Annotated in this window: 15 protein-coding genes; 6 read left to right on the plus strand and 9 right to left on the minus strand. The window is 48.1% G+C overall.

The genetic code is table 11. The annotated features are described in order from the left end of the window. Positions 1–11: 11 nt before the first annotated feature. The gene (locus CIK88_RS00830) at positions 12–932 is read right to left on the minus strand and encodes a hypothetical protein (protein WP_254046360.1); all 921 of its coding nucleotides are present in this window, start codon (positions 930–932) and stop codon (positions 12–14) included. 132 nt (positions 933–1,064) lie between these two features. Here CIK88_RS00830 and prmA point away from each other — a divergent pair, with 132 nt between their 5' ends. The 4 genes from prmA to CIK88_RS00850 all read left to right on the plus strand — a co-directional run bounded on the left by prmA (position 1,065) and on the right by CIK88_RS00850 (position 6,103). Next, positions 1,065–1,928 carry a 50S ribosomal protein L11 methyltransferase gene (gene prmA, locus CIK88_RS00835; RefSeq protein ID WP_094433994.1) on the plus strand — a complete coding sequence of 288 codons (864 nt, stop codon included), beginning with the start codon at positions 1,065–1,067 and terminating at the stop codon, positions 1,926–1,928. Positions 1,929–2,019: 91 nt separating this feature from the next. Further along, positions 2,020–3,336, plus strand: a complete 1,317-nt coding sequence (gene serS / locus CIK88_RS00840) for a serine--tRNA ligase (protein ID WP_094433995.1) — start codon at positions 2,020–2,022, stop codon at positions 3,334–3,336. Between the two features lie 42 nt (positions 3,337–3,378). Next, the gene (locus CIK88_RS00845) at positions 3,379–5,730 is read left to right on the plus strand and encodes a bifunctional dihydroorotate dehydrogenase B NAD binding subunit/NADPH-dependent glutamate synthase (protein WP_094433996.1); all 2,352 of its coding nucleotides are present in this window, start codon (positions 3,379–3,381) and stop codon (positions 5,728–5,730) included. 4 nt (positions 5,731–5,734) lie between these two features. Continuing rightward, entirely contained in the window at positions 5,735–6,103 is a 369-nt protein-coding gene (locus tag CIK88_RS00850) for a DMT family protein (RefSeq protein WP_094390414.1), read from the plus strand. Positions 6,104–6,820: 717 nt separating this feature from the next. On the opposite strand, the gene rsxA is transcribed toward CIK88_RS00850, so the two are convergent. The 7 genes from rsxA to CIK88_RS00890 are packed head-to-tail and all read right to left on the minus strand — an operon-like array spanning position 6,821 to position 12,434. Further along, positions 6,821–7,423, minus strand: coding sequence for an electron transport complex subunit RsxA (rsxA, locus tag CIK88_RS00860; protein WP_094390412.1), 603 nt, complete (start codon positions 7,421–7,423; stop codon positions 6,821–6,823). Positions 7,424–7,427: 4 nt separating this feature from the next. Further along, on the minus strand, positions 7,428–8,012 hold the full coding sequence (rsxE, locus tag CIK88_RS00865; RefSeq protein WP_094390411.1) for an electron transport complex subunit RsxE: 585 nt from the start codon (positions 8,010–8,012) through the stop codon (positions 7,428–7,430). A gap of 6 nt (positions 8,013–8,018) precedes the next feature. Continuing rightward, complete coding sequence (locus tag CIK88_RS00870) at positions 8,019–8,666, minus strand: RnfABCDGE type electron transport complex subunit G (RefSeq protein WP_094433998.1); 648 nt, start codon at positions 8,664–8,666, stop codon at positions 8,019–8,021. Next, a complete protein-coding gene (locus CIK88_RS00875; RefSeq protein WP_173815636.1) occupies positions 8,663–9,655 on the minus strand; it encodes an RnfABCDGE type electron transport complex subunit D in 993 nt (330 codons plus the stop codon). Before CIK88_RS00875 ends, CIK88_RS00870 begins: the two co-directional genes overlap by 4 nt. A 41-nt stretch (positions 9,656–9,696) precedes the next feature. Continuing rightward, on the minus strand, positions 9,697–11,064 hold the full coding sequence (rsxC, locus tag CIK88_RS00880) for an electron transport complex subunit RsxC (protein ID WP_094434000.1): 1,368 nt from the start codon (positions 11,062–11,064) through the stop codon (positions 9,697–9,699). Then, positions 11,061–11,993 carry a Fe-S cluster domain-containing protein gene (locus tag CIK88_RS00885; RefSeq protein WP_094434001.1) on the minus strand — a complete coding sequence of 311 codons (933 nt, stop codon included), beginning with the start codon at positions 11,991–11,993 and terminating at the stop codon, positions 11,061–11,063. Before CIK88_RS00885 ends, rsxC begins: the two co-directional genes overlap by 4 nt. Before the next feature lie 24 nt (positions 11,994–12,017). After that, a complete protein-coding gene (locus tag CIK88_RS00890; protein WP_094434002.1) occupies positions 12,018–12,434 on the minus strand; it encodes a SoxR reducing system RseC family protein in 417 nt (138 codons plus the stop codon). 150 nt (positions 12,435–12,584) lie between these two features. On the opposite strand from CIK88_RS00890, the gene CIK88_RS00895 reads away from it, so the two are divergent. Then, positions 12,585–13,022, plus strand: a complete 438-nt coding sequence (locus CIK88_RS00895) for a hypothetical protein (protein WP_094390405.1) — start codon at positions 12,585–12,587, stop codon at positions 13,020–13,022. Between the two features lie 15 nt (positions 13,023–13,037). On the opposite strand, the gene CIK88_RS00900 is transcribed toward CIK88_RS00895, so the two are convergent. Then, positions 13,038–13,943, minus strand: coding sequence for a glucosaminidase domain-containing protein (locus CIK88_RS00900; RefSeq protein WP_094390404.1), 906 nt, complete (start codon positions 13,941–13,943; stop codon positions 13,038–13,040). A gap of 73 nt (positions 13,944–14,016) precedes the next feature. Between CIK88_RS00900 and CIK88_RS00905 the strand changes: the two genes are divergently transcribed. Next, positions 14,017–14,490 (plus strand): cytidine deaminase, encoded by a 474-nt coding sequence (locus CIK88_RS00905; protein WP_094390403.1) that lies wholly within the window; start codon positions 14,017–14,019, stop codon positions 14,488–14,490. Positions 14,491–14,522: the final 32 nt, after the last annotated feature.

The raw sequence follows: 14,522 nt of genomic DNA on the forward strand, positions 1-14,522 counted from the left end.
GCGATGACGCATCAGCGGCGTCCGCCATAGTTATGACCGCCTCCTACTGAGCGTCCACCACCAGAACGGCTGCTTCCGCCAAACGACGAACCGCCATTGCTGTAAGACGGACGGCTGTAGGAACTGTTGCTGTTACTGTTGTAAGAGCGTGAACGATAACCGCCCAAATCGCGCACATTGTTACGCTGACCGCGGGTGCCGTAGTCTATGTTACTATTACGCTGACCACGATAGCCTGCCAGACTACCTCCACGGCGGTTGGCATTACTGTCGGTATTGCCTGCGTATTTATGATGTGAATAGCCTGAGCGACTCCACGATCTGCCGGCATGCACAGGACCTGAGATATAGACTCCTCCTCCCCAACCCCAATAGGGACGATCCCAGTAATAGCCGTAATGCCAAGGACTGTACCAAGTGGAATAATAATAAGGTGAATACCATCCCCAATAAGAACTATAGTACCAGGGATCATACCATGGGTCGTACCATGACGAACGCCAAGGACTATACCACGAACCGTACCAAGCATCGTACCATCCCGGACGCACACCTGTCCATCTTCCGTCGCGGTAACCTTCCCAATAGGCTTCACTGGGCGTATAACCGTCAAAACGACTCATCTTACGCGTACAAGCGTAGTCGTCGGCTTCTGAATATGCGGAATCAGGATAGACACCCTCTGTGGCTGAGAAATTGATAATATCATTGCCTGCCGAATCAATGGGAGCAACAGAAGACCATGCACGACGATTGTACTCGCGCGATGATTTCTTACTACCAGAATAATAGGTGTCTGCGGGCATTCCGTAGGATTTGAGTTCTTTGGCTTTCGATTCCTTGGTGGGAACGAAATACATATCGTCATCCTGTGCCATAGAGAGCATCGGGAGACTCACCAAAATCGTTGTCATTAAGATAATCTTCTTCATATCTCATTGCATTTTTTATAATTTCACATTGCAAATTTATTATCAAATATCATGCAAATTTAGGGATTTTCCCTAAGAAGGGGTAGGTTTTTCCCTATTTTTTGTAATTTTGCACCAAAATAAAGCAATAAGATGAAGTATTTTGAAGTAGATTTCCAATTATCGCCTCTCTCGCAAGATGCTTGCGACATTTTGGCAGCACTTACTGCCGACGCAGGATTTGAATCCTTCGAAGAAACGCAACACGGCATACGGGGCTACGTACAGCAACCATTACTCGATAGACAAGCACTCGAAGATATAGTAAACAACTTCCCTATAATGGGTACCAATATAATTTACACAATAAGCGAGGCAGAAGACAAAGACTGGAACGAGCAATGGGAACAGGAAGGCTTCGAACCTATCATCGTAGGCAACAACAGACTGGCGATTCACGATGGGCGACACCTGCCTTCCCAACCTGCCGACATCAGTGTGGAAATAGATGCACGACTGGCATTCGGCACGGGCACCCACGAGACTACCCAGATGATTTGCGAATGGATGCTCGATATGCCCATGAAAGACTTACGCGTCATGGATGCGGGATGCGGAACGGGCATTCTCGGCATTGTTGCACTAAAACTCAAAGCAAACCATGTAACTGCCTACGACATAGATGAATGGAGTAGCGACAACACTCGCCATAATGCCGTTATCAACCGTGTTGACAGTCAATTGTCTGTTTACTGTGGCGATGCCTCCCTACTCGACTCCAAAACTGCCGACTACGATTTGGTACTTGCCAATATCAACCGCAACATCCTACTCAACGACATGCCTCGCTTTTGTCAAATCATGAAGCAAGATGCTAAACTCATTCTAAGCGGATTCTATACCGAAGATATTCCGTTGCTTGAAGCACGTGGAAAGGAACTCGGGCTTACATTGACAGGTGCGAAAAACCGCGACAAATGGGCTTCCATCATCATGCAACGCGTAAATAATGCGTAAATAAATTAGGTGGAATCATTTCGCCAATTCGCAACTTTTTGTTACCTTTGCATAGCAAAAAAAAGAAAAAAATTCATAAACACACATAATTATGCTTACACTTAAACTCATCAACGAGGAAACAGAACACGTCATCAGCGGACTGGAGAAGAAACAGTTCAAAGGTGCACGCGAGGCCATCGAAGAAGTATTGGCCGTGGACAAGAAACGCCGTGAAACCCAGCAGCAGTTGGACAAAAATCTAAGCGAACAGAAACAGCAGGCTGGACAGATTGGCAAACTGATGAAGGAAGGAAAACGCGAAGAGGCGGAAGCCATCAAGAAAGAAGTGGCAGCCATGAAAGAGTCCTCTAAACAACTGGAACAGCAGATGGGTGAAGCACAGGAAACCCTGGTAAAACTGCTCTGCCAGATACCAAACATCCCTTACGATGAAGTGCCCGAAGGAAAAGCCGCAGAAGACAACCATGTGGTAAAGAGCAATCAGAAGGAATGCGACGGAACAGATACCGTGGGAACATGGACTGCCAACCCCAAAAACGATGAAGCAAAAGTGCCCCACTGGGAACTTGCCAAAAAATACAACCTCATCGACTTTGACCTCGGTGTGAAGATTACCGGTGCCGGATTTCCCGTTTACATTGGTAAAGGTGCACGCCTGCAGCGCGCCCTCATCAACTTCTTCCTTGACGAGGCACGCAAGAGCGGATACACCGAAATCATGCCACCTACCGTGGTCAACGCTGCTTCTGGATACGGAACTGGACAGCTGCCCGACAAAGAGGGACAGATGTACCACTGCGAGGTAGATGATTTCTATCTCATCCCTACTGCCGAAGTGCCCGTGACCAATATCTACCGTGATGTCATTCTCGACGAGTCGCAACTTCCTATCAAAAACTGTGCCTACACTGAGTGCTTCCGTCGCGAGGCTGGATCATATGGTAAAGACGTGCGTGGACTGAACAGACTGCATGAGTTCTCAAAAATTGAACTCGTACGCATCGACAAGCCCGAACACTCAAAACAGAGTCATAAGGAAATGCTCGATCACGTAGAGGGACTGCTCAAAAAACTCGAACTCCCCTACCGCATCCTCTTGCTCTGCGGAGGCGACCAGTCATTCACCTCCTCCATCTGCTATGATTTCGAGGTTTATTCTGAAGCACAGGGGCGCTGGCTCGAAGTATCGTCAGTTTCCAATTTCGATACCTATCAGGCCAACCGTCTGAAATGCCGCTATCGTCGTGCCGACAACAAGAAGATCGAGCTCTGCCACACTCTCAACGGTTCGGCTCTCGCACTCCCACGTATCGTGGCTGCCATTCTCGAAAACAATCAGACTGAGAAGGGCATTGTCATTCCAAAGGCACTCGTACCATACACTGGCTTCGACATCATCGACTAAACAGAAGCCTCATACTAAACAAAAACAATACAAGCCAACATCATGAACAAAATCGTAAGGAAAGAGCAATTCTCTGAGAAGGTATTTCTCTTCGAGATAGAAGCTCCCCTGATTGCCAAAAGCCGTAAGGCTGGCAACTTTGTCATCGTGCGTATCGGTGAGAATGGTGAGCGCATGCCGTTGACCATTGCCGGTGCCGACATTGCCAAAGGCACCATCACACTCGTCGTACAGCAAGTAGGTCTATCATCGAAAAAGCTTTGCATGCTCAATGAGGGTGACTATATTACCGACGTGGTAGGACCACTGGGCAACCCCACACGCATCGAAAACTACGGCACCGTCGTCTGTGCTGGAGGTGGACTCGGTGTGGCTCCTATGCTGCCCATCATCCAGGCACTCAAAGCTGCCGGAAACCGCGTATTGTCAGTCATGGCAGGCCGCTCTAAAGACCTCATCATTCTGGAAGACAAAGTGCGTGAAAGCAGCGACGAAGTGATCATCATGACCGACGATGGCAGCTATGGCGAGAAAGGCGTGGTGACCATTGGTATTGAGAAATTCGTAGAACAGGAACACATCGATAAGGTGTTTGCCATCGGACCTCCTATCATGATGAAATTCTCAAACCTCACCGCACAGAAGCACAATATTCCTTGCGAGGTGTCACTCAATACCATCATGGTGGATGGTACAGGTATGTGTGGTGCCTGTCGCCTGAGCATCGGTGGTAAAACCAAGTTTGTCTGCATCGACGGACCTGAATTTGACGGTGCACTCGTTGATTGGGATGAGATGTTCAAGCGCATGGGTACTTTCAAAGAGGCTGAGCAGGAAGAGCTGCAACACTTTGAAGAACACCTCAACGCATGCAAGAAATGCGACAAGCAGAAGAAAAACACCGACGTGGAGATGGACGTAGAGCCTACCGACGAACCCATGGAAGTGCTTATCGACCGCAATGCACCATGGCGAGATGAACTCCGCAAGAGCATGAAACCCAAAGAGCGTACTCAGATTGAGCGCGTGAAGATGCCCGAACTCGACCCTGTCTATCGTGCAACAACACGTACCGAAGAGGTCAACATCGGCCTCACCAAGACCATGGCGATGACCGAGGCCAAACGCTGTCTGGACTGCGCAAAACCCACCTGTGTGGAAGGCTGTCCTGTAAACATCAACATCCCTTCGTTCATTAAAAATATAGAGCGCGGACAGTTCCTTGCAGCTGCAAAGGTGCTGAAAAACACCTCTGCCCTACCTGCTGTCTGCGGACGTGTATGTCCACAGGAGAAACAGTGTGAGAGCAAATGTATCCACCTGAAGATGAACGAACCTGCAGTAGCCATCGGCTATCTGGAGCGCTTCGCGGCCGATTATGAGCGCGAGAGCGGCAATAGCAGTCTTCCTGAAATTGCTCCCGCCAACGGCATAAAGATTGCCGTAGTAGGATCAGGTCCTGCCGGACTCTCCTTTGCTGGCGATATGGTTAAGAAAGGCTATGAGGTCCATGTCTTTGAGGCGCTACACGAGATTGGCGGTGTACTCAAATATGGTATTCCCGAATTCCGACTCCCCAACCGCATCGTCGATGTAGAGATAGAAAACCTCTCGAAGATGGGCGTCAATTTCCAGACCGATGTCATCGTGGGAAAGACAATCAGCGTAGAACAACTTGAAGCAGAGGGCTTCAAGGGAATCTTCGTGGGATCGGGCGCTGGACTGCCTAACTTCATGGGCATTCCTGGAGAAAACGCTATCAACATCATGTCGAGCAACGAATACCTGACTCGTGTCAACCTCATGGATGCTGCAAACCCCAATACCGACACTCCCATCAACTTCGGTAAGAATGTATTGGTGGTAGGTGGAGGAAACACCGCCATGGACTCTTGCCGAACCGCTAAACGACTGGGAGGAAACGTAACCCTCGTCTATCGCCGCAGCGAACAGGAAATGCCTGCCCGTCTGGAAGAGGTGAAGCACGCCAAGGAGGAAGGTATCAACTTCCTGACCCTCCACAATCCTATTGAGTATCTGACCGATGACAAGGGAGCCGTCAAGGCTGCCGTTCTTCAAGTGATGGAGTTGGGCGAACCAGATGCTTCAGGACGCCGCTCACCTGTTGCTGTAGAAGGAAAGACTGTCACCCTTGATGTCGATCAGGTCATTGTAGCAGTAGGTGTATCTCCCAATCCATTGGTTCCCAAATCCATTGCCGGACTGGAACTCGGTCGTAAAAACACGATCGTTGTCAATGAAGGTATGCAGTCTGCCCGTGAGGAAATCTTCGCAGGTGGTGACATCGTGCGCGGTGGCGCAACAGTCATCCTCGCCATGGGTGACGGACGTCGTGCAGCAGCCCACATGGACGAATATCTGAAAAAGCAGTAATCGAATGAACGGAATATATACCGTATGTCTGTTGCTTTTAAGCAACATCTTCATGACGTTCGCATGGTATGGACATCTGCGATTACAGCAGACTGGAACAAGTAGCAATTGGCCTCTCATCGGGGTCATTGCTTTTTCTTGGGTCATAGCCTTCTTCGAGTATTGCTGTCAGGTACCTGCCAACCGCATTGGTTTCGAGGGTAACGGTGGGCCATTCTCGCTGGTACAGTTGAAGGTCATCCAAGAGTGTATCTCGCTGATTGTCTTCGCTGTGATTGCCAATGTGATGTTTCAAGGACAAGAGCTCCACTGGAACCATTGTCTGGCTTTCCTCTGTCTCATAGCCGCAGTCTATCTCGTATTCATGAAATGATTACACAACCAAACTAAAACCCGAAACTTCCGAACGTAAGGAACGAAGTTAAACTCGTTAGAGTTTGGGGCATGGTGAGAAACGAAGGATGAAATTGATATGGATTTCGTCCTTCGTTTTTTTAATCACACACGCCTCACAAATATACTTTTGCATGTATAATATATTTACCATTTTATATTTCTCTTTTCATTACATTACATTTCGCAGAACTCCCTTACCTTAGTTTTATAAGAACAAAACCATGAATATCTTTGGGAAGATTTGCCTAATTAGAACAATAAAATTAGCTTTTCAAAAACTGTAATACTGTAGGACATTTCGTCACGAGTTGACGGACAAATGGGTGAACCTATTGCTTTTCTTTGTACCTTTGCACTGGCGTCCAAGATAGGCGGCACCTCGGAAATGAAAAGAAAAACGAGTTTCTCTTTTACATTCCACTCGGTTTGCACTATCTTTGCACTGCGATTCAAGAGAGAATCACTCATCGCACTGAACATTCCGTCCGCACACAGACGTGGGCAACTCCTCAGTAAGTCACCAGTGAATCCGCATTAAATCCCAGAATCAGGCGGGCGACGATGGGACAAAATGGGAGGAACATGGGAACTGAAAAGGTGAAAGGCCAACGATGTAGGAATGAAAAGGTGCGAAAAAAATGGAGGCGTGACAATGACTTTGACACACCTCCCAGTATAATGAAAATCTGATAAATCAGTCGAGACCGAACAACAGTCGCAAGCCGCCGTCAACTCCAGAGAAGCCCATGAAGGCAAGACTCAACAGACCTGCTGACAACATGACGATAGCCATGCCACGCATACCCTTGGGGATGGATGAGAGTTCCATCTGCTCGCGCATTCCGGCAAACACGGTCAATGCCAAGCCAAAACCGAGGGCTGTAGAGAACGCATAGACTACCGACTGGAGCAATGAGAAGTCTTTCTGAATGACGAGGATTGCCACACCAAGTACTGCACAGTTGGTGGTGATAAGAGGCAGGAAAATACCTAATGCCTGATAGAGCGCTGGCGACACCTTCTTGAGAATAATCTCTACCATCTGCACCAGAGCGGCAATGACGAGGATGAAGGCTATCGTCTGAAGATAAGCCAAACCGAAGACGTCGAGCACATAATGCTGTACAAGCCAAGTAACGATGGTGGCGAGAGTCAGCACAAAGGCTACTGCGGCAGACATGCCGAGCGAGGTATCTACTTTCTTTGAAACGCCAAGAAACGGACAGATGCCGAGAAACTGTGACAACACGATGTTGTTCACAAAAATGGCGGAGATAAATATCAATATATATTCCATAACATTATGCCTTCTTTAGTTTGTTTACAATAGCCACAAGGAAACCGAGAGTGATGAAGGCTCCTGGAGGCAATACGAAAAGTAGGATATTGTAGGTCTCGGGCAAGAGTTGCAGACCAAATACGGAACCAGAGCCTAACAGTTCACGGCAAACGCCAAGCAGTGTCAGACCGATGGTGAAGCCCAGTCCGATACCGATACCATCAAAAAGCGACGCTACGGGCGAGTTCTTTGCAGCAAAGGCTTCCGCTCTACCGAGGATGATACAGTTGACGACAATCAAGGGAATGAAGAGTCCGAGAGAGGCGTCGATTTCAGGCAGATAGGCCTTGATAATCATTTGGAGAATGGTAACAAACGCTGCAATCACTACAATGAAAACAGGGATGCGCACCATGTCGGGGGTGACTTTCTTGATGCAACTGATCACAAAATTGGTGCAGATGAGCACCGCCATGGTTGCCAGTCCCATTGACATACCGTTGATAGCGGAAGTGGTCGTGGCGAGTGTAGGACACATACCCAACATCAAGACGAAGGTTGGGTTTTCCTTCACGATTCCATTTTTTATTATACTCAGATAACTCATAACGTATTACTTTTCATTAGTTTGTTGAGTGGCTCCGGTCTGCGCATCGGCAGAGGCTCCATTCTGGATGTTCTTACTGTTCTGCATATAAGCGGAATAGGCATTGTTGACAGCCTTGAGGAAGGCACGACTTGTGATGGTAGAAGCTGTAATCGCATCCACATCACCACCATCCTTCGATACGGTGAGCGGGGTGATAGGGTTCTTACCAATGATGTTACCCTTTTCGCCCTTCTGGAACCACTTATCGGCCTTGGCGCCCAGTCCTGGGGTTTCAGCGTGTTCCAAGAGTGTATAGCCCAAGATAGTGCCAGCCTCGTCAAAGCCTACCAGTACCTTGAGGTCGCCACCGAAGCCACCTGTAGTACTCTCTATGGCAGCGCCATAGGGTTGACCGTTGTTTTCAATAGTGTAAATGACAAATAGCTGTTCCTTTCCCTTGCTATCAGTCTGAGACAAGGTATCGGTTTCAGCAACGACAAAATTGTCTATTCCCATGACCGCCTTGATACCGTCAGCGAGGGCTTTCTCTTTCTGTTGTGCTATGGGTTTACTCGTGATGTCGTTGACAGCAGCGAGAATGCCTCCCATGATGACCGTAACGGCTGTGAGCACGAGGGTCATATTGAGCAATGATGATTCTAATTTCTTCATTTGGCTACCTCCCCGAAACGTTTAGGTTTAACATAATTGTTGATGAGGGGTGTGAAGGCATTCATGATAAGAATGGCAAACGACATACCTTCAGGATAGGCGCCCCAGTTACGGATGATGACGGTTAGTGCACCGATTGCCACACCGTAGATGAGTTGTCCGCGATGAGTCATCGGCGAAGTCACATAGTCGGTAGCCATGAAGATGGCACCAAGCATCAGACCGCCACTGAGTACTACTGAAACGGGATCGGCATAGACAGGATTAACCACGTGCATCAATCCGGCAAGAACAAATACCGTGACGATAATGCTCACGGGAATGTGCCAAGTGATGATTTTCTTCCACAGCATATAAGCCAGTCCAAGCAGCAGGGCAAGGGCACAGATTTCACCCATGGCACCTGCTCCGTCAGGATGATTGCCGAGGAAGAGCGACAAGGAGTCTGGCAGACGGTCGAGCACAGAAGCATCACCACTCTTGATAGCCTGTTTCATGATAGACAGCGGTGTGGCGCCGGTCTCTGCATCGAGATAGGAAAAGGTCTGTCCTACCTTAGGCCATGTGGTCATCTGCGCAGGGAAAGCTACCAACAGGGCTGCACGTCCTACGAGTGCAGGATTGAACAGATTGTTACCCAGTCCTCCGAATGGCATTTTTGCAAAACCGATGGCGAAAAGGGCACCGATAATGATGATCCACAACGGAAGGTTGGACGGAAGGTTAAAGGCAAGGAGCAATCCAGTGAGCACGGCAGAACCGTCGCATACGGTGGTGCGCTCATTACGGAGCATGTATTTGTTTATGGCCCACTCGAAGAGCACACATGCTGCAACACTTGTTGCAGTCACGATGACCGATCCTATGCCGAAGAACCAAAACGAAGCCACCAAAGCAGGCAACAGGGCGATGATGACGCCATACATGTTGCGCTCGACGGTATCAGCTCCATGAGCATGGGGCGATAATGAAACGATGAGTTTTCCCATTATATTTTCGATATTTATATTTTAAATAATATGTCTTTTGATTATTTCTTGGCCTGACGGCTGCGGATGATTCCCATGACGGTCTGCTTACCCAAGCGGATGTTATCAAGCAGCGGACGATGGGCGGGACAGGTAAACTGGCACGATCCACATTCAATGCAGCTGACAATGACTTCGGACTCGCAACGTTCCCAATTACTCACAGCAGAAAGTTTGGCAAGCAGATAGGGTTCGAGGCCCATCGGACAAGCACTCACACACTTGGCGCATCGGATACAGGGCTGTGGTTCTTTACGTACAGCATCCTCACCAGAGAGGATGGTCACCGAGTTAGTACCCTTGCACACAGGAACATCTGTGGAGGTCAGAGCTTTACCCATCATAGGACCGCCTGCGAGCACCTTAGAATCTTCTGCTGGCATTCCACCGCACACGGCAATGAGATCTTTCATAGGCGTTCCCATACGCACCAGATAGTTGCCTGGCTGACGCAACTTCTTACCAGTCACGGTTGTGTAGCGTTCAAACAGAGGTTTGTGTTTCATCACTGCCTCATAGACAGCAAAGGCTGTTCCTACATTCTGCACAATGGCGCCAACATTGACGGGTATGGCAGGAGGTGCGGGCACCTGACGGTTGATAACAGCATCAACGAGCTGTTTCTCACCACCCTGTGGGTAGCGCTGCTTCAAGGGTACTACTTCTACCTCATAGGCAGAACCGCCAAACTTCTTGGCACACTTATCAGCAAGGAGTTCAATGGCCTGAGGCTTGTTGGTCTCAATACCAATATAACCACGGGTAACCTTGGCAGCCTTCATGAGCAGTTCGAGACCAACGAGAATCTCATCTGATTTCTCAAGCATAAGACGATAATCTGCGGTGATGTATGGTTCACACTCCACTGCGTTGATAATGACACACTCAGCCTTGGCTGTGGGAGGCGGACAAAGCTTAATAAAGGTAGGGAATCCTGCACCACCCATTCCAGTGACGCCAGCCACCTTGATGCGATTGACAATCTCTTCTGGGGTGAGTTCGGGATGTTCCTCTACGGTTTCGAGTTTGTTAGAGCGGTCGATACTCTCCTCCCACTCGTCACCATCTACATTGATGATGATGGCAGGTTTACGGTAACCAGTAGCATCTACGGCAGTGTCAATTTTCAACACGGTACCGCTTACCGATGAATAAATAGGTGCTGAGACGAAACCGCCTGCTTCAGCAATCATCGTGCCGACCTTCACCTTGTCGCCTTTGGCAACAACAGGTTTGGCAGGAGCACCAATATGTTGCGAGAGTGGGAAAATAGCTTGAACCGGTAATGCTGCTACCTGAGTTGTCGCATCGTTGCTGAGTTTGTTTTCCTCTGGATGTATTCCTCCTATACTGAATGTTCTGATTTTCATGCTTGTTCCTCCTCTTGTTTGGTTGTCGTACTGGCCTTTGGCTGTGCGACAGGTTTCACTGCCGAAGGAGTAGCTTCAGTCTGCACCTCTGCCTTAGGTTTGGGGGCAGGGAAATTAACAGCCTTGATGGCGTGTGTAGGACACACTGCCACGCACTTGCGGCACAGACGACACTTGGTATAATCAATATACGATACGTTGTTCTCTACAGTAATGGCGCCAAAAGGACACTCCTTGGCACACTTGCCACAGCCTATGCAGGCAGCCTTACAGGCCTTCATAGCAACGGCACCCTTGTCTTTGTTAACACACTCCACATAGACGCGACGGCCCTTGACACCTTTCTTGCGCAACTCAATGACGTGGCGCGGACAAGCCTTGGCACAGGCTCCACAAGCCGTACAGCGGTCTTCATCCACTTCTGGAAGACCCGTTTCTGGATTCATGTGGATCGCGTCAAACTGGCAAGCAGACACACAGTCGCCACAACCGAGACAGCCGAAGCCGCAACCGGTCTCACCGGCTCCACAGGCATTCATTGCCGCACAACTGCGAAGGCCGTCATAGGACACAACCTTCTGGCGTAACTCGCAAGTACCGCCACATCGAACTACTGCCACCATAGGGTCGCCATTGGCAATGGCCATTCCCAAAAGGTCTGCCACTTTGCCCATCACTTCCTGTCCACCAACGGGACAGCTGATGCCGTCGAGACTTCCTGCATCAGCACCTTTGACCAGAGCATCGGCCAAGGCACTACATCCGGCAAAGCCGCAACCACCACAGTTAGCACCGGGCAACAATGCTGCAACCTGCGAGATACGAGGATCCTCATAGACAGCGAATTTCTTCGAGCAGACATACAATACCAAGGCCGCCACCAAACCGATAGCGCCCAATACTGCCACTGCAATCATCATAAAATTCATAATAGCTTTTATATTTGTTTTAGTTTAATGCCTTTCTATTCCGAAAGTCAACTGCCGGCGCATACGATGGCGCAACAGATAGAGTACACCATAATAAGGCAACAGCGACAGCAAAGATGCTACAGCTGCAATACCCTCATGACCAACAGTCTCCATCAACACAATCAGCACAGTCACCATCAATACAAACGGTATGGCAAAAGCCCATAACAACGCACGCGATGCTACAGCAGCAGTGGCCCACACCACTACACTATCACCCTTTTCAAAGGACGAAGCAGAAGAGGTAAACACATCTACCATTTTCTCCTTAGATTCAGAGGCATGGCAGAAAGAGGCTGCCTGACAAGCTGCACACGCAGAAGTCTGCATGATACGCACCTTTACAGCATGTGGACCAACACTTTCCACAACACCTTCGTGACGGATTCTTTTTTCCATTGAATTGCAATCTCGACTTTACAATGCAAAGATACTATAAAAATGCGAAATATATAACACGTCAGAAGAAATATTTTTATTTTTCTTCGTAATCGTTTGCAATTATCGGTACTTTTTCTTACTTTTGTACCATATAACATAAATATGACTATGAAAGCAAACGAGCAAACCCTACAACAGATTGAAAGGGCAATCAGAAAAGTGGCGGATAAATTTCCACCAGTTGAAGAACCCACCGTACTGACAGACATCCACTTACGCGTCAATCAAGAGACGGGCGAGCTGTTGGCATTTGATGATGACGACAATGAAATCACTCGTTGTGTAGTGGAACAATGGATAGATAACAAGGATGATAATTTCTACGATGAGGTGACTGCAGCATTGCGCAAGACCATTGCCAGCAAACGAGAAATGGTCAACCAAATGTCTATACTCAAGCCCTACTCTTTCGTACTGGAAGACGAAGAACGAGAGAATATTGCAGAACTCTACGTGGTAGATGACGACACCGTCATTATCGACAAGGAACTCATGGAAGGGCTGGACAAAGACCTAAACGACTTTCTCAACCAACTACTGGCGTAAGCCGCATCCACCTGCCTAACGCAGGTAAAGGCGGTCGCCCACTTCCAACTGGTAATCGGCAGGAAGATGGTTGAGTTTATAGAGATACTTCAGACGGATTCCATACTTCTGGGAAATGGAATACATCGACTCACCCGGACGTACATAGTGCGCCCGGTTTTTGTATTCTTTCGGTGCGTTACGACGCTTCTTTTGCAACCACACATAAGTGCCTTCCTCTAATTCTGCACCAACATAAAGTTCGTTGAAAGATGCTAACTTACGCGCAGAAACACCAACTTCCTTACCAATCAACGCAAACGTATCTCCTTTTTTAGCAACAACATAATAGTTTTTATTAAAGGAATGAATAGTATGCATCAATGAAGTAGGCTGATGGGTTTGATACTCATTATAACGGTTGTATTTGCGTGCTTCGTCGTACTGATAGAGTTTGTATAACTGGATGATATCTATCAGTTGAGCGGCGTAACGCGGATTGGTGGCATAGCCACACGACTTTAAGCCATGGGCCCAACCCTTGTAGTCTTTCAGGTTGAGTCGGAACAAGGAACTGTAACGGCGACTACTCACCAAAAAGACAGAATGGTCCTCATAACTGTCATAAACATTGTCATAAGCACGGAAACATTCATTGCGCTCATCATCATCGTGATAAGTGGTACGACCAGTCCAACCGTGACACTTAATGCCAAAATGGTTATTACCCTTACGAGCCAATTCACTATAACCTGCACCCGACTCCAACACTCCTTGTGCCAGCGTGATACTGGCGGGAATGCGATGTTTCTTCATCTGTTCGATGGCGAGATCCTTGTAGCGGTCGAAATATTCCTGATAGCGTGTATTCCACTTGATCTGTGCCACAGACGTAAACGGCAACAGCAACAAGAGAGCCACTCCAATGCTTATTCGTCTCATGTGTGTTATTTTTCCTAATTCTGTTGCAAAAATAAAGAAAAAATATTATATTTGCAACAAAATCCTATACATTATGAAAAAGATAACCTTGAATATTGACATTCAACTCGCTCAAATTGACGAATTGCCTGAAGAGGACCAGCAACTCGTCAAGATGGCGATAGAACAGACAGAGCATTCATACTCACCATATTCGCATTTCTCAGTTGGTGCTGCGCTACGGTTGGAGAACGGCATGACGGTGAGAGGATGCAATCAAGAAAATGCCGCCTTCTCTGTCACCATCTGTGCAGAACGATCGGCGCTGTTTGCTGCGGGGGCAGCCTTCCCCGATCAAGCCGTCACCACACTTGCCATTGCTGCAAGAAAAGAAAACCACGAACTATTGGAAGAACCAATCAGTCCATGTGGCACTTGCCGGCAAGCCATCATCGAGACGGAGACTCGCTTCAAACGCCCAGTCAGAATTTTGCTTTATGGTAAAAAACACATCTATGTGTTTGACAGCATCAAAGCATTAATGCCGTTATCATTTACTGAATACTAAACACCATGATGCCGCACGACACGAGAAAAATG

The sequence above is a fragment of the Prevotella sp. P5-50 genome (genome assembly GCF_002251295.1).
In the GTDB taxonomy this organism is placed as follows: Bacteria; Bacteroidota; Bacteroidia; order Bacteroidales; family Bacteroidaceae; genus Prevotella.

What these genes read in the sequence shown, in the direction of transcription:
- CIK88_RS00830 (WP_254046360.1), bottom strand. Translation starts at nt 932, where the DNA reads ATGAAGAAGATTATCTTAATGACAACGATTTTGGTGAGTCTCCCGATG.
- prmA (WP_094433994.1), top strand. Translation starts at nt 1,065, where the DNA reads ATGAAGTATTTTGAAGTAGATTTCCAATTATCGCCTCTCTCGCAAGAT.
- serS (WP_094433995.1), top strand. Translation starts at nt 2,020, where the DNA reads ATGCTTACACTTAAACTCATCAACGAGGAAACAGAACACGTCATCAGC.
- CIK88_RS00845 (WP_094433996.1), top strand. Translation starts at nt 3,379, where the DNA reads ATGAACAAAATCGTAAGGAAAGAGCAATTCTCTGAGAAGGTATTTCTC.
- CIK88_RS00850 (WP_094390414.1), top strand. Translation starts at nt 5,735, where the DNA reads ATGAACGGAATATATACCGTATGTCTGTTGCTTTTAAGCAACATCTTC.
- rsxA (WP_094390412.1), bottom strand. Translation starts at nt 7,423, where the DNA reads ATGGAATATATATTGATATTTATCTCCGCCATTTTTGTGAACAACATC.
- rsxE (WP_094390411.1), bottom strand. Translation starts at nt 8,012, where the DNA reads ATGAGTTATCTGAGTATAATAAAAAATGGAATCGTGAAGGAAAACCCA.
- CIK88_RS00870 (WP_094433998.1), bottom strand. Translation starts at nt 8,666, where the DNA reads ATGAAGAAATTAGAATCATCATTGCTCAATATGACCCTCGTGCTCACA.
- CIK88_RS00875 (WP_173815636.1), bottom strand. Translation starts at nt 9,655, where the DNA reads ATGGGAAAACTCATCGTTTCATTATCGCCCCATGCTCATGGAGCTGAT.
- rsxC (WP_094434000.1), bottom strand. Translation starts at nt 11,064, where the DNA reads ATGAAAATCAGAACATTCAGTATAGGAGGAATACATCCAGAGGAAAAC.
- CIK88_RS00885 (WP_094434001.1), bottom strand. Translation starts at nt 11,993, where the DNA reads ATGAATTTTATGATGATTGCAGTGGCAGTATTGGGCGCTATCGGTTTG.
- CIK88_RS00890 (WP_094434002.1), bottom strand. Translation starts at nt 12,434, where the DNA reads ATGGAAAAAAGAATCCGTCACGAAGGTGTTGTGGAAAGTGTTGGTCCA.
- CIK88_RS00895 (WP_094390405.1), top strand. Translation starts at nt 12,585, where the DNA reads ATGAAAGCAAACGAGCAAACCCTACAACAGATTGAAAGGGCAATCAGA.
- CIK88_RS00900 (WP_094390404.1), bottom strand. Translation starts at nt 13,943, where the DNA reads ATGAGACGAATAAGCATTGGAGTGGCTCTCTTGTTGCTGTTGCCGTTT.
- CIK88_RS00905 (WP_094390403.1), top strand. Translation starts at nt 14,017, where the DNA reads ATGAAAAAGATAACCTTGAATATTGACATTCAACTCGCTCAAATTGAC.